This window comes from Streptomyces sp. NPDC003943 (assembly GCF_053605265.1).
On sequence record NZ_JBSGIW010000026.1, the window covers coordinates 37,679 to 59,504 of the forward strand.

At 72.5% G+C, this 21,826-nt stretch carries 22 protein-coding genes; 10 read left to right on the forward strand and 12 right to left on the reverse strand.

The genetic code is table 11. The features are described 5' to 3' along the window. Positions 1 to 19 precede the first annotated feature (19 nt). Positions 20 to 622 carry a sigma-70 family RNA polymerase sigma factor gene (locus ACWEV0_RS13805; RefSeq protein WP_453149361.1) on the reverse strand — a complete coding sequence of 201 codons (603 nt, stop codon included), beginning with the start codon at positions 620 to 622 and terminating at the stop codon, positions 20 to 22. Positions 623 to 868: 246 nt separating this feature from the next. Next, positions 869 to 1,480: a response regulator transcription factor gene (locus ACWEV0_RS13810; RefSeq protein WP_003948568.1), complete on the reverse strand. Its 612-nt coding sequence runs from the start codon at positions 1,478 to 1,480 to the stop codon at positions 869 to 871. A 439-nt stretch (positions 1,481 to 1,919) separates the two neighbouring features. Between ACWEV0_RS13810 and ACWEV0_RS13815 the strand changes: the two genes are divergently transcribed. Continuing rightward, positions 1,920 to 2,267 (forward strand): WhiB family transcriptional regulator, encoded by a 348-nt coding sequence (locus ACWEV0_RS13815; RefSeq protein WP_403795581.1) that lies wholly within the window; start codon positions 1,920 to 1,922, stop codon positions 2,265 to 2,267. Between the two features lie 632 nt (positions 2,268 to 2,899). Here ACWEV0_RS13815 and ACWEV0_RS13820 read toward each other — a convergent pair. Further along, a complete protein-coding gene (locus tag ACWEV0_RS13820; protein ID WP_453149363.1) occupies positions 2,900 to 3,835 on the reverse strand; it encodes a LysR family transcriptional regulator in 936 nt (311 codons plus the stop codon). A gap of 87 nt (positions 3,836 to 3,922) precedes the next feature. Between ACWEV0_RS13820 and ACWEV0_RS13825 the strand changes: the two genes are divergently transcribed. After that, positions 3,923 to 4,597, forward strand: a complete 675-nt coding sequence (locus ACWEV0_RS13825) for an MOSC domain-containing protein (RefSeq protein WP_453149418.1) — start codon at positions 3,923 to 3,925, stop codon at positions 4,595 to 4,597. Between the two features lie 67 nt (positions 4,598 to 4,664). After that, positions 4,665 to 5,438, forward strand: coding sequence for an SDR family NAD(P)-dependent oxidoreductase (locus tag ACWEV0_RS13830; protein ID WP_453149365.1), 774 nt, complete (start codon positions 4,665 to 4,667; stop codon positions 5,436 to 5,438). A gap of 107 nt (positions 5,439 to 5,545) precedes the next feature. Here ACWEV0_RS13830 and ACWEV0_RS13835 read toward each other — a convergent pair whose 3' ends face one another. Next, complete coding sequence (locus ACWEV0_RS13835) at positions 5,546 to 7,336, reverse strand: DUF2264 domain-containing protein (RefSeq protein WP_453149366.1); 1,791 nt, start codon at positions 7,334 to 7,336, stop codon at positions 5,546 to 5,548. A 171-nt stretch (positions 7,337 to 7,507) separates the two neighbouring features. Between ACWEV0_RS13835 and ACWEV0_RS13840 the strand changes: the two genes are divergently transcribed. The 6 genes from ACWEV0_RS13840 to ACWEV0_RS13865 all read left to right on the forward strand — a co-directional run bounded on the left by ACWEV0_RS13840 (position 7,508) and on the right by ACWEV0_RS13865 (position 13,634). Beyond that, positions 7,508 to 8,620 (forward strand): substrate-binding domain-containing protein, encoded by a 1,113-nt coding sequence (locus tag ACWEV0_RS13840; RefSeq protein WP_453149368.1) that lies wholly within the window; start codon positions 7,508 to 7,510, stop codon positions 8,618 to 8,620. Between the two features lie 99 nt (positions 8,621 to 8,719). After that, on the forward strand, positions 8,720 to 10,045 hold the full coding sequence (locus ACWEV0_RS13845) for an ABC transporter substrate-binding protein (RefSeq protein ID WP_453149370.1): 1,326 nt from the start codon (positions 8,720 to 8,722) through the stop codon (positions 10,043 to 10,045). A gap of 4 nt (positions 10,046 to 10,049) precedes the next feature. Next, the gene (locus ACWEV0_RS13850; protein WP_453149372.1) at positions 10,050 to 10,937 is read left to right on the forward strand and encodes a carbohydrate ABC transporter permease; all 888 of its coding nucleotides are present in this window, start codon (positions 10,050 to 10,052) and stop codon (positions 10,935 to 10,937) included. Then, positions 10,934 to 11,794: a carbohydrate ABC transporter permease gene (locus tag ACWEV0_RS13855; protein ID WP_453149374.1), complete on the forward strand. Its 861-nt coding sequence runs from the start codon at positions 10,934 to 10,936 to the stop codon at positions 11,792 to 11,794. Before ACWEV0_RS13850 ends, ACWEV0_RS13855 begins: the two co-directional genes overlap by 4 nt. A 17-nt stretch (positions 11,795 to 11,811) precedes the next feature. Then, positions 11,812 to 12,831, forward strand: a complete 1,020-nt coding sequence (locus ACWEV0_RS13860) for a hydroxyacid dehydrogenase (RefSeq protein WP_453149376.1) — start codon at positions 11,812 to 11,814, stop codon at positions 12,829 to 12,831. Between the two features lie 104 nt (positions 12,832 to 12,935). Next, positions 12,936 to 13,634: an ester cyclase gene (locus ACWEV0_RS13865; protein ID WP_453149378.1), complete on the forward strand. Its 699-nt coding sequence runs from the start codon at positions 12,936 to 12,938 to the stop codon at positions 13,632 to 13,634. A 98-nt stretch (positions 13,635 to 13,732) separates the two neighbouring features. On the opposite strand, the gene groL is transcribed toward ACWEV0_RS13865, so the two are convergent. From groL to ACWEV0_RS13885, 4 genes are all read right to left on the reverse strand, one after another. Further along, the gene (groL, locus tag ACWEV0_RS13870) at positions 13,733 to 15,361 is read right to left on the reverse strand and encodes a chaperonin GroEL (RefSeq protein ID WP_453149380.1); all 1,629 of its coding nucleotides are present in this window, start codon (positions 15,359 to 15,361) and stop codon (positions 13,733 to 13,735) included. A 123-nt stretch (positions 15,362 to 15,484) separates the two neighbouring features. Beyond that, positions 15,485 to 15,793: a co-chaperone GroES gene (gene groES, locus ACWEV0_RS13875; protein WP_020132158.1), complete on the reverse strand. Its 309-nt coding sequence runs from the start codon at positions 15,791 to 15,793 to the stop codon at positions 15,485 to 15,487. 174 nt (positions 15,794 to 15,967) lie between these two features. Next, a complete protein-coding gene (locus tag ACWEV0_RS13880) occupies positions 15,968 to 16,267 on the reverse strand; it encodes a hypothetical protein (protein ID WP_453149381.1) in 300 nt (99 codons plus the stop codon). After that, positions 16,264 to 17,253: a polysaccharide deacetylase family protein gene (locus ACWEV0_RS13885; RefSeq protein ID WP_453149383.1), complete on the reverse strand. Its 990-nt coding sequence runs from the start codon at positions 17,251 to 17,253 to the stop codon at positions 16,264 to 16,266. Before ACWEV0_RS13885 ends, ACWEV0_RS13880 begins: the two co-directional genes overlap by 4 nt. Positions 17,254 to 17,354: 101 nt before the next feature. On the opposite strand from ACWEV0_RS13885, the gene ACWEV0_RS13890 reads away from it, so the two are divergent. Further along, positions 17,355 to 18,539 carry a THUMP-like domain-containing protein gene (locus ACWEV0_RS13890; RefSeq protein WP_453149385.1) on the forward strand — a complete coding sequence of 395 codons (1,185 nt, stop codon included), beginning with the start codon at positions 17,355 to 17,357 and terminating at the stop codon, positions 18,537 to 18,539. Here the strand turns inward: ACWEV0_RS13890 and ACWEV0_RS13895 are convergent. The 4 genes from ACWEV0_RS13895 to ACWEV0_RS13910 all read right to left on the reverse strand — a co-directional run bounded on the left by ACWEV0_RS13895 (position 18,484) and on the right by ACWEV0_RS13910 (position 21,825). Beyond that, positions 18,484 to 19,170, reverse strand: a complete 687-nt coding sequence (locus tag ACWEV0_RS13895) for a hypothetical protein (RefSeq protein WP_453149387.1) — start codon at positions 19,168 to 19,170, stop codon at positions 18,484 to 18,486. The genes ACWEV0_RS13890 and ACWEV0_RS13895 overlap by 56 nt on opposite strands. Positions 19,171 to 19,180: 10 nt before the next feature. Then, positions 19,181 to 20,410 (reverse strand): RNA polymerase sigma factor, encoded by a 1,230-nt coding sequence (locus ACWEV0_RS13900; RefSeq protein ID WP_453149420.1) that lies wholly within the window; start codon positions 20,408 to 20,410, stop codon positions 19,181 to 19,183. Positions 20,411 to 20,500: 90 nt separating this feature from the next. Continuing rightward, the gene (locus ACWEV0_RS13905; protein ID WP_453149389.1) at positions 20,501 to 20,857 is read right to left on the reverse strand and encodes a YciI family protein; all 357 of its coding nucleotides are present in this window, start codon (positions 20,855 to 20,857) and stop codon (positions 20,501 to 20,503) included. 110 nt (positions 20,858 to 20,967) lie between these two features. After that, positions 20,968 to 21,825, reverse strand: coding sequence for a polysaccharide deacetylase family protein (locus ACWEV0_RS13910; RefSeq protein ID WP_453149390.1), 858 nt, complete (start codon positions 21,823 to 21,825; stop codon positions 20,968 to 20,970). Position 21,826: the final 1 nt, after the last annotated feature.

Consider the following 21,826-nt stretch of genomic DNA (forward strand, 5'->3'; position numbering starts at 1 on the left):
GCGAGGCTTACTCGCCGGACTACTGCTCGGCCAGCGCGCGCAGCCGGCTCAGCGCGCGGTGCTGCGCCACCCGGACCGCGCCCGGCGACATGCCGAGCATCTGGCCGGTCTCCTCCGCGGTCAGCCCGACGGCCACCCGGAGCACGAGCAGCTCGCGCTGGTTCTCCGGGAGGTTGGCGAGCAGCTTCTTGGCCCATTCGGCGTCGTCGCTGAGCAGCGCCCGCTCCTCGGGCCCCAGCGAGTCGTCGGGCCGCTCGGGCATCTCGTCGGACGGCACCGCCGTCGACCCCGGGTGCCGCATGGCGGCCCGCTGGAGGTCGGCGACCTTGTGTCCGGCGATGGCGAAGACGAACGCCTCGAAGGGCCTGCCCGTGTCCTTGTAGCGCGGCAGCGCCATCAGGACGGCGACACAGACCTCCTGGGCGAGGTCCTCCACGAAGTGGCGGGCGTCACCGGGCAGCCGGTTCAGCCGGGTGCGGCAGTAGCGCAGGGCGAGCGGGTGCACGCGCGCCAGTAGGTCGTGCGTGGCCTGCGCGTCGCCGTCCACGGCACGGTGTACGAGTGCACCGATCTCCCCCTGCCCGGCGGGCACGGGTGACCCCATGGTCTCGTCGTCGCGCATCGCTCCATGGTGCCCCGGCGCCGCTTGGTTCGCGGCACCGTGTCCGTAGTTGTGCACCGAAGCGTTATGAGCAGGTGCGCCGGGACTCATATCCTGCGCCCTCCCCTTCCGCTTGTCTTCCGCCGGCTCGCTCGTCTCGTCCCCGAGGAACTCCACGCCTTCAAGGATGCGGCATTCCGCGGGGAAGTGACACAAGCCCACCCCGTCCGCCCCGCGGCGGACGGGGATGCGGCCGACGGCCGCAGGTCAGCGGACCAGGCCCCAGCGAAAGCCGAGCGCGACGGCGTGCGCCCGGTCCGACGCGCCCAGCTTCTTGAACAGACGCCGGGCGTGCGTCTTGACGGTGTCCTCGGAGAGGAAGAGCTCGCGGCCGATCTCCGCGTTGGACCGGCCGTGACTCATGCCCTCCAGGACCTGGATCTCGCGGGCGGTCAGCGTGGGCGCGGCGCCCATCTCGGCCGAGCGCAGACGGCGCGGGGCGAGCCGCCAGGTCGGGTCGGCGAGGGCCTGGGTGACGGTGGCCCGCAGTTCGGCGCGCGAGGCGTCCTTGTGCAGATAGCCACGGGCACCGGCGGCGACGGCGAGCGCGACGCCGTCCAGGTCCTCGGCGACGGTGAGCATGATGATGCGGGCGCCGGGGTCCGCGGAGAGCAGCCGGCGGACGGTCTCCACGCCGCCCAGACCGGGCATGCGCACGTCCATCAGGATGAGGTCCGAGCGGTCCGCGCCCCAGCGGCGGAGGACTTCCTCGCCGTTGGCCGCGGTGGTCACGCGCTCGACGCCGGGCACGGTCGCGACCGCGCGGCGGAGCGCCTCTCGGGCAAGCGGGGAGTCGTCGCAGACGAGGACGGATGTCATGACTGACCTCCGCGGCTCTCGCAGCTGATGCGCGTCACCTTGAGCCTCCAGGGCTGGTACGTCGGGTCACCTGTGCGGTTGACGCCCTCGGACACCTGCCCGAGCGCTTGTTCCTTCAACCGCCTCGCACTCTCAACGATGGTCACCCGAAAGAGTTACGGGTCGGACGGCGACCTTCGGCACTCTACGTGAGGGACCGTAAGCGGAGGAGAGCGTCGCAGGTCATCCGTCCTTCACCCGAAGCTATGCCCCATTTAGCGGGTTTTCTTCCCTTTTTGCGGTGTCTGTGGCTAGATTCGCAATGAGTCATATTTACATCTACTTAGACAGTAGACGTAGGTATCCGAGACCCACGAGGGGCGAAGGGCCCCCGTCGATCAGCCATCCACCCGCCCACCAATCCGTATCCACTCGACACGGTTTCAAGGGGACAAGCGCAATGGCAGATTTCTCCCGCCTTCCCGGACCCAACGCCGATCTGTGGGACTGGCAACTCCTCGCGGCCTGCCGCGGAGTGGACAGCTCCCTGTTCTTCCACCCTGAGGGAGAGCGCGGCGCGGCACGGAGTGCGCGCGAGAACTCGGCGAAAGAGGTCTGCATGCGGTGCCCCGTACGCGCGGAGTGCGCGGCACACGCGCTCGCCGTACGGGAGCCCTACGGCGTCTGGGGCGGCCTCACCGAGGACGAACGCGAGGAACTCATGGGCCGGGCGCGCAACCGCCTGGTCACCACGACAGCCGGGCCACCCGGCCCGGCGACGACGGCGAGGGCGGCCGCCACGACCTGAAGGAACGTTTCACCGATCGGACTCGTCCGGGATTCGTCCGGGGTTGCCCGTACGGGATCTGACGGGCCGGCACACCGGGCGCCGCACCGTGCGCGGCCCGGGGGCGCGCGGCGCGGGCAGGACCCGTCCGGCGGACCGGGGCCGGAGAAGCGCCGACCCCGTTCGGCCGGACCCGTCTCACCCGTACGGTCCCGGCCCGCAACCGCCGTCGTCCCCCGTACGGCGGCGGGGCCGTCACCCGTACGGGTCCGGGGCACTCACTCCGACGGCCCGCACCGCCTCACCCGAACGGCCCCGGGGCGCACGCCCGTACACCCCCGCACGCTCGGCCGGGCGAGGGTGTGGCGTCACCCGTACGGCCGGGCCGCGGACCACTCGTACGGCCCAGCCCGCACGTCACCCGAACGGCGGCGGGCAGCACGCGCCGAGCGAGCGATGCGACGCCCTCCGGCGCCACGGCGAACCACGGCCACGCGGGCCGAGACCACCGCGCGGGCCGGGCGTGTCGCCATACGGCCCGGGCCGGGCCCGATGCGCCGAACGGCCGCCGGGGCCTGTCCCCACCTCCCGCGCCCCCGGGGCTACGGCGCGGGCCGCCGGCCGGGAGCCCGGTGCAATCCGCGGGGCTGTTGCTACGCGCCCACCGCGCCCGACCGGGTCGCCGCGCGGGCGGCCGCGCGGTCGAGCTCGTCGAGGGTTGCGGCGACGGCCGGGACCTGGGCCAGGTCGGGCAGGGTCAGGGCGACGATCTCGCGCTCGACGGCCGGTTCGACGGTGACCGTGACCGCGCCCCGCGGCCGTACGGACTCGATGGCGAGCGCCGGCAGGACGGCGACGCCCAGGCCCGCGCCCACCAGGCCCATCACGGCCGGGTAGTCGTCGGTGGCGAAGTCGATGCGGGGCGTGAAGCCGGCCGTCTCGCAGACGTCGACCAGCTGGCGGCGGCAGCGCGGACAGCCCGCGATCCAGGGGTCCTCGGCGAGTTCGCCGATCGCGACGGAGCCGGCGCCGGCGAGCCGGTGGTCCTCGGGGACGAGGCCGACGAGCCGGTCGGCGAGCAGCGGCCGGACGACCAGGTCGTCCCAGGCGTCGCGGCCCGCGGCGTCCGGCCCGGTCCCGTAACGGAAGGCGAGCGCCACGTCGCAGTCGCCCTCGCGCAGCATCTCCACCGAGCGCGGCGGCTCGGCCTCCACCAGGGAGACCCGGGTGCCGGGGTGGGCGGCGCGCAGCGCGGCGAGGGCGGTCGGGACGAGGGTGGAGCTGCCGCTCGGGAACGAGACCAGGCGGACCCGGCCGGCCCGCAGGCCCGCGATGGCGGCGACCTCCTCCTCGGCGGCGGTGAGCCCGGCGAGGATGCCGGAGGCGTGCCGCACCAGGGCCTCGCCGGCCTGGGTGAGCCGCATCTCGCGGCCGGTGCGCACGAGCAGCGGGGTGCCGGCGGAGGCTTCGAGCGCCTTCATCTGCTGGCTCACCGCGGGCTGGGTACAGCCGAGTTCGCGCGCGGCGGCCGAGAAGGAGCCCGTGGCGGCGACGGCGCGCAGGACACGGAGGTGGCGGGCCTCGATCATAGGTCGAGCATAAGTGACTCTTGGGGCCGCAGGCGAATTTCGCTGGTCAACTTTGAGACAGCGATCTAGGGTGCCGCCATGGAGTCCATGGAGCTGCTGAGCGTGAACGCGGGCCGGGCCAAGGCCGTGGAGTACACCAACGCCCCGTCGGGCCTGACCGGCATCGACAAGCGGCCGGTGGCCGGGGCCGTACGGGTCGAGGCGCCGGGCCCGCCCGGGACGGCCGCGAGCGGGGTCGCCGGGGACGACGTCTGCGACCTGCGCTTCCACGGCGGGAACGACCGGGCCGTGTACGCCTTCGCCCGCGAGGACCTGGACCACTGGGAGCGCGAACTGGGCCGCGCCCTCGCCCCCGGCACGTTCGGCGAGAACCTCACCACCCGTGGCCTCGACGTCGACAACGCCCTGATCGGGGAACGCTGGCGGGTCGGCGACGACGTGGTCCTGGAGGTGACCGGCGGCCGCATCCCGTGCCGCACCTTCGCCGGCTTCCTGGAGGAGGCCGGCTGGGTCAAGCGCTTCAACGAGTCGGCGGCCGGGCCCGGCGCGTTCTGCCGCGTGATCGTCCCGGGCGAGGTCAGGGCGGGCGACCGCATCGAGGTCGTCCACCGCCCCGACCACGACATCACGGTCGCCCGGCTGCACCACGCGGCGACCCTCGACCGCACGCTGCTGGCGGAGATGCAGCCGGCGGCCGAGTGGATGGAGTCGGGGCTGCTCGGGCTGGTCCAGCGGTACACCGACAAGTACGGCGAGCGATAAGGAGAGGCGTCGAGGGCGGTGGATTCCCGCACACGGCCTTCACACGCCGCGGGCTAACGTGCCGCGTATGACGACTGCACTGATTACGGGCGCGACCGCGGGCATCGGCGCCGCCTTCGCGCGGCGGCTCGCCGCGGACGGGCATGACGTGGTTCTCGTGGCCCGGGACGTGAAGCGGCTGCGCGAGCAGGCCACCGAGCTCCACGACCGGCACGGGATCGAGGCCGAGGTGCTCACCGCGGACCTCTCCACGGAGGAGGGCATCACGACCGTGGAGACGCGGCTCTCCGACACCAGGCGCCCGGTCGATCTGCTCGTCAACAACGCCGGGTTCGGCAACAAGGGCCGCTTCCTCGAAGTGTCCATGGCCGACGAGCTGACCATGCTGAAGGTGCACTGCGAGGCGGTGCTGCGGCTGACCTCGGCGGCGGCCGGGGCGATGCGCACGCGCGGCCGGGGCGGCGTGGTGAACGTGGCCTCGGTGGCCGCGTTCGTGCCGCGCGGCACGTACGGGGCGTCCAAGGCGTGGGTCGTGCAGTTCACCCAGGGCGCGGCGCGGGACCTCGCGGGCAGCGGGGTGCGGCTGATGGCGCTGTGCCCCGGCTTCGTACGGACGGAGTTCCACGAGCGGGCGGGGATGGGGACGGACAACATCCCGGGCTGGATGTGGCTGGACGCGGACAAGCTGGTGGCCGCGGCGCTCACCGACCTGGCCCGGGGCAAGACGCTGTCCATCCCCGATCCCCGCTACAAGGCGCTGATGGGCGTGGTGAAGCTGGCACCGCGCGCGCTGCTCGGCGGGGTGTCGTCGAAGGCGGGCCGCAAGTACGGCCCGCAGTGACGCGTTCGTACGACTGGTCCACTGGTCCACGCCCGGGCCCTCGTACGCGCCGATGTTCGGGGCCGCCGTCGCCGGCACGGCGTTCTCGGACCGGTCCCCGTGCCGCCTCAGCAGTCGAGGGCGAGACGTGCGGTGGTGCCGTCCCACCAGGTCACCGTGAGCGTGTGGGGGCCGGTGACCCGGACGTCTGCGAGGTCGGCCACGGGGGCCGGGTGGGGTTCTCCCGTGAGGGAGGCGAGGGCGACGAAGAGGGCGGCGGGGCCGGTGGTGGTGCCGTGCAGGGCGGGGGTACGGGTCGGGGCCGGGCCCTGGAGGGTGCCGCCGCTGGGGAGTCGGGCCAGGTCGGGGCCGTAGCCGTGGACCGGGTGGAGCTGCGAGGTGGGGCCGTCGTCGTGCACCGTCCAGCCGGTCTGCCGTACGGGGGTCCCTTCCGGGGCGCCGAGGACGAGGTGGGCGCGGACCTCGGCGCGGCCGTGGACGAGGACGGCGGAGACGACCCGGACGCCGGGCAGCGGGCGGTGTGCGGAGAGGGCCCGGTCGGGGCCGGCGCCGAGCGGGGTGGCGGGGCCGCGGGCGGTGGCGGTGCCGTCGGGCCGGAGCAGCGCGAAGTGGTTGTCGGCGGGATCGGGGGCGGTGGTGGGTCCGGTACGGGTGGAGTAGGCGTGGCGGGCGTAGCCGGGCTCGTCGTCCGCGCCCCGCTCGCCGGCCCCGACGTGGTTGCTGCCGTGGTTGTGGAGGCGGACGAGTCCGTCGGCCGCGGTGGTCTGGACGAGCAGGCCGGTGGGGCCGAAGGGCCGCACGGTGTCGGCGCGTTCGGCGGGCAGCGGCTCCTCGGTGGCGGTCCAGACGGGGTGGTCGGCGGGGAGCAGCAGGCCGAGGAAGCCCTTGGACGCCCAGTAGGGGGAGCCGGGTCCCGAGTAGGCCTGGAGGACGGGCTCGTAGGGGCCGTACCAGCCGAGGGTGAGCAGGCCGTGTTCGTCGGTGGCGCCCCGGTCGAGGAAGTGGCGCAGGGCGCCGGAGGCGAGCCGGCGGGTGGCGCCCGGGGTGAGCGGGGTGTGTCCGGTGAGGGCGCCGAGCCAGGGGGCCGCGGCGGCGGCGAAGCGGTAGGTCAGGGAGCGCCCGTACGGGACGGGGGCGCCGTTGGCGTCGAAGAGGTGGACGTGGTCGTCGAGTTGGGCGCGGAGGCGGGGTCCGTAGCGGTCGAGCAGTTCCCGGTCGCCGGCGAGGTGGGCGTGCAGCACCGGGTAGAAGTGCAGGGCCCAGGCGTTGTAGTGGTCGAAGGCCCGGTTGTCGCCGTCGCTGTACCAGCCGTCGCCGAGGTACCAGCGCTCGATCCGGTCGAGTGAGCGGGTGATGGTGGCGGCGGCGCGGTCGGTCTCGATGCCGGCGTCCTGGAGGAAGCCGGCGACGGTGAGGCCGAAGAGCCACCAGTTGTTGTCGACGGGGGACGGATCCAGGGCGGGGAGCAGCCAGTCGACGGTCCGCCGGCGGACGTGGTCGTCGAGCCGGTCCCAGAGGCGGGCGCGGGTGAGGCGCAGGGCGAGGGCGACGGAGGCGGACTCGACGACGGCCTGGCGGGTGTCGGTCATGAGCGGCCAGGCGTCGGGCCCGTCGCCGCCGGGTTTCTTGGTGCCGGCGGCGAGTCCGGCGGCGTAGCGGTCGAGGTGGGCGTCCCTGCCGAGGAGCGCGGCGAGGAGGAAGGTGCGGGCGTAGCCCTCCAGGCCGTCGGAGCGGGCGCCGGACCAGCTGGGGCGGGGGCCGGGGAGGCCGATCAGGCCGCCGCCGGGGGAGGCGTGGGGGCGGACGGCGAGCAGGAGGCGGTCGGCGGCGTCCTCCCAGTGGGCGCGGGTCCAGCCGGTGTACGGGCTGAGCTCACGGTTCTCGGGCGGCGTGGGCATGATGCTCCCTGGAACTCGCTGGGACCTCGGCGTCGCCCGAATCCTGAAGACGCTTCGATCGAACGTCAAGAGGCGAGGGAGCGAATGATCGAAACTGCTTCCGTTCGATCACTCCACCCCGGCCTGGTCTAAGGTCGGGTGACACCCACCACCGCAAGGGGGAACCGCACCGTGCGCGAGAGTGCTGCCGAACGACACGACCGACTGCTGGCCCTGGTGCGCGAGCGCGGCACGGCCCGCGTCTCCGACCTGGCCGGGCTGCTCGGCGTCTCCCCCGTGACCGCGCGCCGGGACGTCGAGGCGCTGGCCGAGAAGGGGCTGCTCGACCGGGTGCACGGCCAGGTGTCCTGGCCGCGGGGCGCCCCGGGGCCCACGGGGTCCGGGACCGGCGCCGGCGGCCTGGTGCTCGGCCTGCTCGCGCCCTCCGCCACGTACTACTTCGCCGAGGTCATCCGGGGCGCCCACGAGGCCGCCGCCCGGGCCGGCGCCCGGCTGATCCTGCGGATCTCCGACTACCGGCCCGAGGAGGACCGGGCCCGCACCGAGGGCCTGCTCGCGGCGGGCGCCGAGGGCGTGCTGGTGGCGCCCGGCTGGCGCGGGCCCGAGGACCGGCTCGCGTACGGGGACTGGCTCGCCGAACTGCCGGTGCCGGCCGTGCTCGTGGAGCGCCGGGCCGATCCGGGCAGCCCGCTCGACGGCCTCGACCGGGTGTCGTCCGACCACGCGCACGGGGTGCTGCTCGCCGTGCGCCACCTGCTCGGACTCGGCCACGCGACCCCGCTCCTGGTGGCGCGCGGGGACAGCCCGACGGCGGTCGCGGTGCGCGCCGGCTACGCCGAGGCGCTCGGCACCCTGGGGCTGCGGGCACCCCGCGCGGTGATCGACTCCGTGCCGGCGGAGACCGACCCGGAGGGCTTCGAGCGGGCGGTGCGGGCGCTGCACGAGGCGGTGGCCGAGGGGCGGGCGAGCGCGGCGCTCGTGCACAACGACGTGGACGCGATCCAGATCGTGCAGCGGCTCGCCGAGCTCGGGGTGCGGGTGCCGGAGGACCTGGCCCTGATCGCGTACGACGACGAGGTCGCCGCGCTCGCCGACACCCCGCTGACGGCGGTCGCCCCGCCCAAGCGGCAGGTGGGCCGGCACGCCACGGAACTGCTCGTGGAGCGGCTCGCGGAGGCGTCCGCGGGCGGCGCCGGGGAGGAGCCCGCGAGGCGGCATCTGAGTCTGCTGCCGCGGCTGCGGGTGCGGGCCTCGTGCGGCGCGTCCCGGACACAGACAGTCTGATCTTTTTTCGATCAATCAATCTTTCGCTCTTGACTTCGCTCATGAACCGCCCCAGGATCACGGCCAACCCGTCCACGCCGCCGTGTCAGGAGCCGTGCCGTGAGCCTCAGTTGGAGCAGTTGGACCAGAACCACCCGTGTCATAGCCGGCACCGCCACCGCCCTGGCCGTCCTCACGGCCTGCGGCGGAAACGGTGACTCCGGCACCTCCAAGGACTCGTCCGGGCCCGTGACCATCACGTTCTGGGGCTGGGCCAAGGGCTCCAAGGACGTCGTCGACGCGTTCAACGCCACGCACCAGGACATCCGGGTGACCTTCGAGGAGATCCCCTCGGGCACCGCCGGCGGCTACGCCAAGATCTCCAACGCGGTGAAGGCCGGCAACGCCCCCGATCTGGTCTCCATCGAGTACGCCTCGCTCCCCGAGTTCGTCTCCTCCGGCGCCCTGCAGGACATCGGCGACCAGTTCACCGAGCAGGACCGGGCCAAACTGCTGCCGCAGGCCGTCGAGCTCACCACCCTCGGCGGCAAGAGCTGGGCCGTGCCCTTCGACGCCGCCCCGCAGGCCTTCTACTACCGCAAGGACCTCTTCGCGAAGTACGGGGTCGAGGTCCCCCGGACCTGGGACGAGTTCAGGTCGGCGGCCGAGAAGGTCAAGAAGGCCGACGCCAAGACCCGCATCGCCACCTTCTTCCCGGACGACCCGACCACCTTCGAGGCCATGGCCTGGCAGGCCGGCGCCCAGTGGTTCAAGGCGGAGAACGACACCTGGAAGATCGACACCACCGACCCGGCCACCACCAAGGTCGCGAACTTCTGGCAGGGCCTCCTCGACGCCGACCTCGTCCACAAGAACGCCTCCTTCAGCCCCGAGTGGACCGGCTCCCTGAAGAACGGCACCACCATCGGCTACCTCGGCGCCTCCTGGGGCGCGGGCGTCCTCAAGGGCACCCTGCCCGAGCAGAGCGGCAAGTGGGCCGTCGCGCCCATGCCGAACTGGGGCACCCCCGCCAGCGGCATGCTCGGCGGCACCTCCTTCGCCGTCACCAAGGACAGCGGGAAGAAGGCGGCCGCGGTCGAGTTCGCCGAGTGGATGTCCACCACCGAGGCCGGCGTGAAGGCCCGCATCGCCTCCGGCACCTCCAGCGCCTTCCCCGCCGCCACCGCGCTGCGCCCGGTCGCCAAGTCCGTCTTCGACGCGAGCTACTACGGCGGCGAGGACATCTACGCCCTCTTCGAGCAGTCCGGCGCGACCATCCAGAAGAACTGGGCCTGGGGGCCGACCACCGGCACCACCAACACCACCATCAAGGACCAGTTCGGCAGGATCGCCAAGGGCGGCCCGACCATCGCCGACGCCGTGAAGGCCGGCCACGACGCCACCGTCGCCGAACTCACCAAGCGCGGCCTGAAGGTCGAGGGCTGATCCCGTGAAGGCCCGCACCCGCGCGGCGGCGACCCTGCTGACCCCGTTCTTCCTGCTGTTCACCGCGGTGATGGTGGTGCCGATCGGCTACGCCGTCTGGCTCAGCCTCTTCACCGAGAAGCAGTCGGGACTCGGCTTCGGCGGCACCGAGACCGTCTTCAGCGGACTCGACAACTACACCGCGGCGCTGGGTGACCGGGCCTTCCGCGAGGGCTTCGGCGTGCTGCTCGGCTACTGCCTGCTCTACATCCCGCTGCTGCTCGCCGGCGCCCTCGGGCTCGCCCTGCTGCTCGACTCCGCGCTCGCCCGCGCCCGCCGCTTCTTCCAGCTGGCGCTCTTCCTGCCGCACGCCGTGCCCGGCATCATCGCCGCGCTGATCTGGGTCTACCTCTACACACCCCAGCTCAGCCCGGTCGTCCAGGCCATGGAGGCCGGCGGCGTCGGCTTCGACTTCTTCTCCCCTTCAGGCTCCCTCCCCTCCGTCGTCAACATCGCGCTGTGGGAATGGCTCGGCTACAACATGGTGATCTTCTACGCGGCGCTCCAGGCCATCGACCGCTCCGTCCTGGAGGCCGCCACCGTCGACGGCGCCGGCGCCTGGCGCACGGCCCTCGCCATCAAACTCCCGCTGATCAGGCCCTCGCTGGTGATGGTGGCCCTGTTCACCGTCATCGGCTCGCTCCAGCTGTTCACCGAACCGCTGATCCTCAACAAGGGCACGGGCTCGGCCGTCACCTCCACCTGGACGCCCAACATGTACGCGTACACCGCCGCGTTCGACCGCAACGACTACGGCCTGGCCGCCGCCGCGGCCGTACTGCTCGCCCTGACGGCGGCGCTGCTGTCGTTCGCGGTGACGAGGCTGACCAGCCGGAAGGGGAAGGCCGCATGAGCACCACCCGCAACCGCCCCCAGAGCGTGTGGTTGTCCAAGGCCGCCGTCAACGGCGCCCTCGTCCTCGCCGTCGTCTACATGCTCTTCCCCCTCGTCTGGCTGCTCACCGCCGCCACCAAGGACGCCGGCGGGCTCCTCGCCGGAGACGCCTTCTCCTTCGAGGGCTTCGACCTGGGCGGCAACCTGAGCCGGCTCGCCGCCTACAACGACGGCATCTACTTCCACTGGTACCTCAACAGCCTCCTCTACGCGGTCCTGGGCGCGCTCGGCTGCTCGCTGGTGAGCGTCGCCGCCGGATACGCCTTCGACAAGTACGACTTCCGCGGCAAGGAGCAGCTGTTCGGCGTCGTCCTGCTGGGCGTGCTCGTCCCGACCACCGCGCTCGCCCTGCCCATGTACCTGCTCGCCAGCAAGGTGGGCGTCGTCAACACCTACTGGGCCGTCCTCGTCCCCGTCCTCGTCAACCCCTTCGGGGTCTACCTCGCCCGGGTCTTCAGCGCCGGCTACATCCCCGACGAGGCTCTCGAAGCCGCCCGTATCGACGGGGCCGGCGAGCTGCGCACCTTCTGGTCCATCGGGCTGCGCATGATCATGCCGGGCTTCGTGACCGTCTTCCTCTTCCAGTTCACCGCGATCTGGAACAATTTCTTCCTCCCCCTGGTGATGCTCTCGGACCAGAAGCTCTTCCCGCTGAGCCTCGGCCTCTACGCGTGGAACAGCAACGCCCACGCCGAACCCGGCTACTACCCCCTCGTCGTCACCGGATCCCTGCTCGCCGTCGTCCCCCTCGTCGTCGCCTTCGTCTCCCTCCAGCGCCACTGGAAGGCGGGCCTGACCGCCGGCAGCGTCAAGTGAGGAGCACGAATCCCAGCATGCACCCCGCCACTGACAACCGCCCCCGACTCCTGCTGGCCATGGGCCCGGGCGTCTCCGACCGCCTGCTCACCGACGCCCACCGGGCCCGCCTCGCCGCCCTCACCCGCACCGACCCGCACCTCGTCGCCCACGACCTCACGGCGCCCGCACCCGAGGTCGCCGCCGCCCTCGCCGAGGCCGAACTCCTCCTCACCTGCTGGGGCGCCACCCCGCTCACCCCGGACGTCCTCGCCCGCGCCCCGCGCCTCAAGGCCGTCGTCCACGCCGCCGGCTCGGTCAAGCACCACATCACCGACGCGTGCTGGGAGCGCGGCATCCGCGTCACCTCGGCCGCCGCCGCCAACGCGCTGCCGGTCGCCGAGTACACGCTCGCGGCGATCCTCCTCGCCGGCAAGCAGGTCCTCCGCTCGGCACGGCGATACGCCGAACTGCGCGCCGAACACGCCTGGCTGGAGGAGTCCGCCACCTGGGGCAACTACCGCCGCACCGTCGGCATCGTCGGCGCCTCCCGCATCGGCCGCCGGGTCCTCGACCTGCTGCGCCCCTTCGACCTCGACGTCCTGCTCTACGACCCGTACGTCACCACTCCCCCGCCCGGCGTCGAACTCGTCGGCCTCGACGAGCTGTGCGCCCGCAGCGGCGTCGTCTCCGTCCACGCGCCCCAGCTCCCCGCCACGCACCGCATGATCGGCCCCGCGCAGCTGGCCTCGATGCCCGACGGCGCGACCCTGATCAACACCGCACGCGGCTCACTGGTCGACGAGAACGCGCTGCTGCCGCACGTGATCAGCGGCCGGCTGCACGCGGTCCTCGACGTGACGGATCCCGAACTGCCCGCGCCGGACTCCCCGTTGTGGGACCTGCCCAACGTGCTGCTGACCCCGCACGTGGCCGGCTCGCTCGGCAACGAGCTGCACCGGATGGCCGACCAGGCCCTTGAGGAGGTGGCGCGGTACGGGCGGGGCGAGCCGTTCGCGGAGGAGGTGCGGGCGTCGGACCTCCGGCACTCGGCCTAGCGGCCCGCGGACCCGCGCGTCCCCCGTGCTGCCAGGGCATCCCGCGCTCCCGGACCTAGACTGGAAGGGTCCTACCGGGCTCGCGGACGTCTCCGGGAGGCGCCATGACCTTCGTACAGATCATCGATCTCAAGACCAGCCGGGCGGACGACCTGAACCGGCTGATGGACCAGTGGATCGAAACGACCAAGGGCAGGCGGACCGCCACCCACAGCATCGTCGGCAAGGATCGCTCCGACTCCTCCCATGTCGTGGAGATCGTCGAGTTCCCCTCGTACGACGTGGCCATGCGCAATTCGCAGCTCCCCGAGACGGACCGGATCTTCAAGGAGATGGTCGCGCTCTGCGACGAGATGCCCACCTTCACCGACCTGGACGTCGTCCGGGACGAGGCCCTCTACAAGGCCAACTGCCGTCGTCTCTTCGAGCTGCTCGGGGCCGAGGGAGAGCTGGCGCCGCTCGACGAGGTGGTCGCGGAGTCGTACCACGACCACGACCCGAACAACGAGCAGGACACCATCGGCATGGACGCGCTCAGGCGCGAGGCCGAGATGTGGCGGAAGGGCTTCGACTTCGAGTTCGAGATCAACGACCAGATCGCCGAGGGCGACCGGGTGTGCACGCGCTGGACCTGGAACGCGACCCACAGCGGGGACTTCATGGGGCTCCAGCCCACCGGCATGAGGGTGGCCATGACCGGGATGACCGTCTACCGCTGCCGGGAGGACGGGAAGATCGTCGAGGGGTGGTGGCAGTACGACCTGCTCGGGCTGATGGGCATGCTCGGCGCGGTCGAGGCGTGAAGGGATCCGGAAACGCACCGAGGCCCGGTGCTCCCGCGACGGGAGCACCGGGCCTCGGCCTGTTACGAACTACCGAGAGCTACTGAGAGCTACTGGCCTCAGTGGGAGTGGCCGTGACCGTGGCCGTGGCCCGCGTCCGCCGGCTCCTCTTCCTTCTTCTCCACCACGAGGGTCTCGGTGGTGAGCAGCAGGGAGGCGATGGAGGCGGCGTTCTCCAGGGCGGAGCGCGTCACCTTGACCGGGTCGATGACGCCGGCCTTGACCAGGTCACCGTACTCGCCGGTGGCGGCGTTGAAGCCGTTGCCCTTGTCCAGCTCCGCCACCTTCGAGGTGATGACGTAGCCCTCGAGGCCGGCGTTCTCGGCGATCCAGCGCAGCGGCTCGACGGCGGCGCGGCGCACGACGGCGACACCGGTGGCCTCGTCGCCGGTCTTGTCGAGGTTGCCCTCGAGGACCTTGACGGCGTGGACGAGCGCGGAGCCACCACCGGAGACGATGCCCTCCTCGACCGCGGCGCGGGTCGCGGAGATGGCGTCCTCCAGACGGTGCTTCTTCTCCTTCAGCTCCACCTCGGTGGCGGCGCCGACCTTGATCACGCACACGCCGCCGGCCAGCTTCGCGAGGCGCTCCTGGAGCTTCTCGCGGTCCCAGTCGGAGTCGGTGGCGTCGATCTCGGCCTTGATCTGGTTGACGCGGCCCGCGACGTCCTCGGAGGAGCCGGCGCCGTCGACGATGGTGGTGTCGTCCTTGGAGACGGTCACGCGGCGGGCGGTGCCCAGCACGTCCAGACCGGCCTGGTCGAGCTTGAGGCCGACCTCCTCGGAGATGACGGTGGCGCCGGTGAGGACGGCCATGTCCTGGAGCATCGCCTTGCGGCGGTCACCGAAGCCGGGCGCCTTGACGGCGACGGCGTTGAAGGTGCCGCGGATCTTGTTGACGACGAGGGTGGAGAGGGCCTCGCCCTCGACGTCCTCGGCGATGATCAGCAGCGGCTTGGAGCCACCGGACTGGATGACCTTCTCGAGCAGCGGCAGGAGGTCCTGGATGGAGGAGATCTTGCCCTGGTTGATCAGGATGTACGGGTCGTCGAGGACGGCCTCCATACGCTCCTGGTCGGTCACCATGTACGGGGAGAGGTAGCCCTTGTCGAAGGCCATGCCCTCGGTGAAGTCGAGCTCCAGGCCGAAGGTGTTGGACTCCTCGACGGTGATGACACCGTCCTTGCCGACCTTGTCCATGGCCTCGGCGATGAGCTCGCCGACCTGCTGGTCCTGCGCGGAGAGCGCGGCGACGGCGGCGATGTCGGCCTTGTCGTCGATCGGACGCGCGGTCGCGAGCAGCTCGTCGGAGACGGCCTTGACGGCGGCGTCGATGCCCTTCTTCAGGGCGGCCGGGGAGGCGCCGGCGGCGACGTTGCGCAGACCCTCGCGGACCAGGGCCTGGGCGAGCACGGTGGCGGTGGTGGTGCCGTCACCCGCGATGTCGTTGGTCTTGGTCGCCACCTCCTTCACCAGCTGGGCGCCGAGGTTCTCGTACGGGTCCTCGAGCTCGACCTCGCGGGCGATGGTGACACCGTCGTTGGTGATGGTGGGGGCGCCGAACTTCTTGTCGATGACGACGTTGCGGCCCTTGGGGCCGATCGTCACCTTCACCGTGTCGGCCAGCTTGTTGACGCCGCGCTCAAGGGCGCGACGGGCGTCCTCGTCGAACTTCAGGATCTTCGCCATGGGAGCGGTTCAGCCCTCTCGGAAATCGTTGTAACGAAACTGCGCCCCGCGACGCCCGCGGGAATGGGGGTCGGGGGCGCAGCTCAAAGCATCTGCGAGGTGCCTTGGATGGTCCTCGGTGACTTACTTCTCGATGATCGCGAGGACGTCGCGAGCCGAGAGGACGAGGTACTCCTCGCCGTTGTACTTCACCTCGGTGCCGCCGTACTTGCTGTAGAGCACGACGTCGCCGACCTTCACGTCGAGCGGAAGGCGCTCGCCGTTCTCGAAGCGGCCCGGACCCACGGCGAGGACGGCGCCCTCCTGGGGCTTCTCCTTCGCGGTGTCCGGGATGACCAGGCCAGAGGCGGTGGTCTGCTCGGCGTCGAGCGGCTGGACCACGATGCGGTCCTCGAGCGGCTTGATGGCAACCTTGGAGCTGGTGGTCGTCACGATCCGACCTCCCCCTTCGGAGATCTCACGGGGTTAACTGTCTGAGGTGGCGACCAGGTGGATCCGTCGTCGCGGGTGCCGGACCTGCCCGTCGCTGTGTTGGCACTCTCCTGCGGGGAGTGCCAGAGCCGAGACTATGACCGCGATTAGCACTCGGTCAAGCGGAGTGCCAATTCACGACCCCGTGGCGTGCTCCGCCGGCCGAGAAGGGGGAACGCCCGGACGGTGTCCGCGGTTCCGTGCGAGGGGTACGAGGGGTACGGGGGGCGCCGCGGGGGCGGGAGACGCCGAGGGTCCGCGCACCGCCACCGGCTCCGGGTGCGGCCGGGGGTGCGGACGCGGGTGCGGGGTCACCTTCTCCGCGGCCTTGCGGCCGAGCCGTTCGATCGGGTCGACGGAGGAGGCGCAGGCCGGGAGGGCGAACAGCGCGCCGGCCAGGGCCAGGGCGGCGGTGAGCCGGCGCGCCCGGCTCACACGTAGTCCTCGAGCTTCGCCACCGCGTACCCCTTCTCCGTCACCGTCTTCATCACCCGCCGGATCATGTCCGGCATGGTGCCCTTCCAGTCCCCCTTGCCCCGGAAGTGCGTGAGGATGATGTCGCCGGGGTGCAGGTCCCGGTCCCACTCGCGCCACTCCATGTGGTCGGGGAACGCCTCCTCCGCCCACAGCGGGACCGCCTTCACGCCGCACGCCTTGGCCGCGGTCAGGGTGTCCTGGTTGTAGTTGCCGTACGGCGGGCGGAAGAGCCGGGGCCGCTTGCCGAACTGCTTCTGGATGATGTCCTGCATCCCGCAGATCTGCTCCTTCTGGTCGTCGTAGTCGAGACCGGGCAGATAGGGGTGGGTGAGCGTGTGGTTGTGGATCGAGACGCCGGAGTCCTGCATCTTCCTGAAGTAGCCGTAGTCGTCCTTCACCAGGTAGTTGCTGAGGAAGGCGCTGTACGGGATCTTCAGGTCGCTCATCATGCGGAGCAGGTCGGGGTCCTTCTCCGCGCCGTCGTCGATCGTCAGGAAGACGATCTTCTGCTTGGTCGGCACGGTGGTGAAGACCGGCGGCAGGCCCTCGCCGTCGGTCTCGAACCCCTTGCGGGTGGTGATCTTCGGCTTGACCGCGGGCGGCTCGGGCGCGTCGAGCGGCGGCTTGGCCAGGCCCCACTTCTTCGCCGCGGCCACGCGCGCGGCCCGCGCCTGGCGCACCCGCTCCACGTACGCGTCGAGCGCCCCGGCCGGACCCTGCCGCCTCGCCGCCTGCTTGCCCGCGGCCCCGGCCTGCTTGCCCGCCGCCTGTTCGCCCGCGGCCTGCTGTCCGGCGGCCGGCTTGGGCTCCTTCGCCGGTACGGGGGTGGCGTCGCCGCCCGATCCGGCGCAGGCGGAGCCGAGCGCCGCGACGAGCAGGGCGGCGCCGGCCACCCGCACCGAGCGGAATGCGCTTCTCTTTCCCTTTTGTCGTACTAGCTGCATGGCGCCGCATCCTGTCAGCGCCGCGCCGCTCCACCGCCCCGACACCACCGGCGCCGCCCGCACCATCCCCCGGGCGGCCCACACCGCCCGCGACCACGACAATGGGTGGGGTGACCGACCTCGCCGCCTTCGCCGCCCTGCTCGCCCCCGAGGGGCAGGCCCTGCTCGACACCCTGCGTGACTACGACCCCGCCCAGGAGCTGGCCGTCGCCTCCCGGCTGCGCCGGGAGCATCCGGCCGAGCTGGTGTCGGCGGCGCTCGGGCAGGCCAGGCTGCGGCAGCGGGCGGTGGCGAAGTTCGGCGCGGAGGACGCGTACCGGATGTACTTCACGCCGAACGGCGTCGAGCAGTCCACCCGCGCCACCGTCGGCGCCTACCGCGCGGCCCGCCTGAAGGCGCTCGGCGTCGGCAGCGTCGCCGACCTGTGCTCCGGCATCGGCGGCGACGCGATCGCGCTCGCCCGGGCCGGTATCAGGGTGCTCGCCGTCGACCGCGACCCGCTGACCGCAGAGGCCGCCCGCGCCAACGCGGCCGCGCTCGGGCTCGCGGAGCTGATCGAGGTGCGGTGCGCGGACGTGACGGAGATCGACACGAGTCCGTACGACGCCGTCTTCGTCGACCCGGCGCGGCGCGGCGGCCGGGGCCGGATCTTCGACCCGGAGGCGTACTCGCCGCCGCTCTCCTGGGCGGTCGAGGCGGCCCGGAAGGCCCCGCACGCGGCCCTGAAGATCGCGCCGGGCATCCCGCACGAGGCGGTGCCGGAGGACGCCGAGGCGGAGTGGATCTCGGACGGCGGGGACGTGAAGGAGGCCGTGCTCTGGTTCGGCACCGAGCCCGGCGCCCGCCGCGCCACCCTGCTGCCCGGCGGCGCGTCGCTCACCGGGGGCACGCTCCCCGACCCGGCGGTCCGGCCCGTCGGCCGCTATCTGTACGAGCCCGACGGCGCCGTCATCCGCGCGCATCTGGTGGCCGAGGTCGCCGAGGAGCTCGGCGGCGGACTGGTCGACGAGACCATCGCCTACGTGACGGCGGACGAACTGCGCGCCACCCCGTACGCCGCCGTCTACGAGATCACCGACGAACTCCCCTTCAACCTCAAGAAGTTGAAGGCCCTGCTGCGCGAGCGGGAGGTCGGCACGCTCACCGTGAAGAAGCGCGGCTCGGCCGTCGAGCCCGAGGAGATCCGCCGCAAGGTGAAGCCGAAGGGCCCCAACTCCGCGACGGTGCTGCTCACTCGGGTCGCGGGAGCCCCGACGATGCTGATCGGTCACCCCGCGGGCCGCTGACCGGGCCGCTGAGGCGCAGCGCCATCCGATAGTGGCCGACGGCCTTCGCGAGGCCCGTGAGACCGGTCACCCAGAGGATGAGCGCCGCACCCATCCCGTACACGACGGAGGGATAACCCCCGTTGTCCCGCGTGGCGTTGAGCGGCACCGCGAAGGCCGTCCACAGGCCGACCGCGCACATCGCGAAGGACAGCAGCAGCCAGCAGACGCTCAGCCCCGGTGCGCGCAGCCGGGCGTCGGCGGGGGCGTCGCGGTCGAGGGCGGCCCACGCGACGAGCCGCTCGCGCACCACCCGGTCGCGGCGCAGGCTCCGTACGGTCAGCCAGACGGCCGGGACCAGCACGCCGAGCCCGAGGGCACCGCTGAACAGACAGAGGATCCAGGAGATCGGATCCACGATCGCGCCGCCGTCGAAGGCCGTGAGGCCCACACCGACGAACCCCCAGCCGAGTTCGAGCAGCAGGAACCAGGTCAGGAACAGCGCGAGCCGCCCGACGCCGAGACCGCGGCGCAGCAGGTCGTCCAGGGCGAGCGCCCGGTCGGCGAGCCGGGCCGCGCGGTCCGGCCAGCTCTGCAGCTCGGCGGGCGGCGGGGGCGGCGGGAGATACGGCAGTGCGGTACGGCGGGACATGCCCGTGAGCCTAACCTCCGGACTCGGCGGCCCGGGCGGCCCGTTGGAGCAGGAGGGCCCGCTCCCGCTCGTTACGGGTCAGGGCGGCGGCCCGCTCGAACTCCGCGCGTGCCTCGGCGGCCCGGCCGAGACGGGCCAGGAGGTCGCCGCGGACGCTCGGCAGCAGGTGGTAGCGGTCCAGGCCGGGCGCGGCGGCGAGGGCGTCGACGAGGGCGAGGCCGGCCTCGGGGCCTTCGGTCATGGAGACCGCCACGGCCCGGTTGAGCTCGACGACCGGCGAGGGCGCGACGGCGGCGAGCCGCCCGTAGAGCGCGGCGATGGTGGCCCAGTCCGTCTCCGCGTACGTCACCGCCCGCGCGTGGCAGGCGGCCACGGCGGCCTGCAGGGCGTACGGCCCGGTCGCGCCGCCCGGCGCGCCGCCGCCCGCCTCGACGGCCCGCTCCAGGGCCGCGAAGCCGCGCCGGATCAGCAGCCGGTTCCAGCGCGTGCGGTCCTGGCCGGCGAGCAGCACGGGCGCCCCGTCGGGCCCGGTCCGGGCCGCGGTCCGCGACGCCTGGAGCTCAAGCAGGGCGGCGAGGCCGTGCACCTCGCCCTCCTCGGGCATCAGCGCGGCGAGCTGCCGGGCCAGCCGGAGGGCGTCCTCGCACAGGCCGGGGCGCAGCAGGTCGTCGCCCGCGGTGGCCGCGTACCCCTCGTTGAAGACCAGGTAGATGACCTCCAGGACCGAACCGAGCCGGGCCGCCCGGTCCGCCCCGTACGGCACCTCGAACGGCACGCCCGCTCGGGCGAGCGTGCGCTTGGCCCGCACGATCCGCTGGGCGACCGTCGGCTCGGGGACGAGGAAGGCGCGGGCGATCTCGTCGGTGCGCAGGCCGCCGACGAGCCGCAGGGTGAGGGCCGTGCGGGCCTCGGCGGACAGCACCGGGTGGCAGGCGGTGAAGACGAGCCGCAGCATGTCGTCGTCGATGTCGCCGGGCCCGGACGGCTCGGGGTCGTACGCCTCCTCGTCGAGCGTCCGGCCCACCTCGGCGAGCTTGCGCGCGTACGTCTCGCGCCGTCGCACCAGGTCGACGGCGCGGTGCTTCGCGGCGGCCGTGAGCCAGGCGCCCGGGCGGTCCGGGACGCCCGACTCGGGCCACTGCTCCAGGGCGGCGAGGAACACGTCCTGGGCGATCTCCTCGGCGATGCCGACGTCACGGACGATCCGGGCCGCGGTCGCGATGATCCGCGCCGACTCCATCCGGAAGACCGTCCCGAGCGTGTCTCGCAGCGTGCTCTCCACCGTCACGCTTCACACTCTGGCAGCCGCCTGTGACATCGGCGCGCGGCATCAGCCCTCGTCGAGCTGGCGCAGCTCCAGGCCGACGGTCCACTGCGCCGGGTGGACCTCCAGGAAGCGGCGGCCCCACTCCAGGGCCTCGGCCTTGTCCTTGCACTGCATCAGCGCGTAGCCGCCGACGACCTCCTTGGTCTCGGTGAACGGGCCGTCGGTGTACGACAGCTTGCCGTCCTGCCAGGTGATCCGGGTGCCCTGGTCGGTCGGCAGGAGGCCGGCCGTGTCCAGCATGACGCCCGCATTGGTGATCTCCTCCAGGAGGGCGCCCATCCGCGCGCCGAACTCGGGGCCGGCCTCCTCCATGTCGATGGTGTTCTCCTCGATGCGGACGAGGGACAGGAAGCGGGGCATGGTGACTCCTCGGGGTGCGGTGGCGGGGCCGTTCCCCGCCTTCCACTCATACGTCGAACGGGAGACGCCCGCATCGACACCCACGCCGGAGTTCTTTCCGCCGGCCCGTTCTAGAGGTAGTCCTCCAGGCGCGCGACCGTGAAGCCCTGCTCCTGGATGTGCCGGAACAGGTTGCTCATCATCTGCGTCATCGTGCGGCCCTTGAGCTCGGACGGGCCGCGGAAGTGGGCCAGGATGATGTCGCCGGGGTGCAGCTTCCTGTCGCCGCGCTGGTACTGCATGTTCTGGATCTGCATGGACTCGCGCCAGAGCACGATCGCGTCGAGGCCGCACCGGCCGACGGCGGCGCGGGTGGCCTCGTTCCAGTTGCCGTAGGGCGGGCGGAAGAGGCGGGGCGACCTGCCGTACTCCTTGGTGAGCTTCTCCTGCTGGCCGCAGATCTCCCGGTGCTGGGCCTCGGCGGAGAGGGTGCGCAGGTTGGGGTGGGTGAGGGTGTGGTTGCCGATGCCGTTGCCCTCGGCGGCGAGGCGGGTGAAGTACGGGTAGTCCGAGCGGATCGAGGCGTCGGTGAGGAACATCGTCACCGGGACCTTGAGGTCGCGCATCATCGCGACGAACCGGGGATCCTTCTCCGCGCCGTCGTCGATGGTGACGAAGACGACCTTCTGGTCGGTCTCGATGTCGCTGACGACGGGCACCGGTCCGCCGACGGCCCGCTTCGCCGGCTTCTTCGCGGGCGGGGCCGGCGGCGCCGGGAAGGGCTTGAGGCCCCACTTCGCGTACGCCGCCACGCGCGCCGCCTCCGCGGCGGCGGCCGGGGCCTTGGCGCCCGCGTCGCCGCCCGCGCGGGAAGGGGCGGCCTTCGGGGCGCCCCCGGGCGGGGCGTCGGCGTCGGCCGCCGTGCAGCCGGTCGTCACGAACAGAGCCACGGCGGTCAGCGCCGCCCACAGCGCGATCGTCTTCTTCACG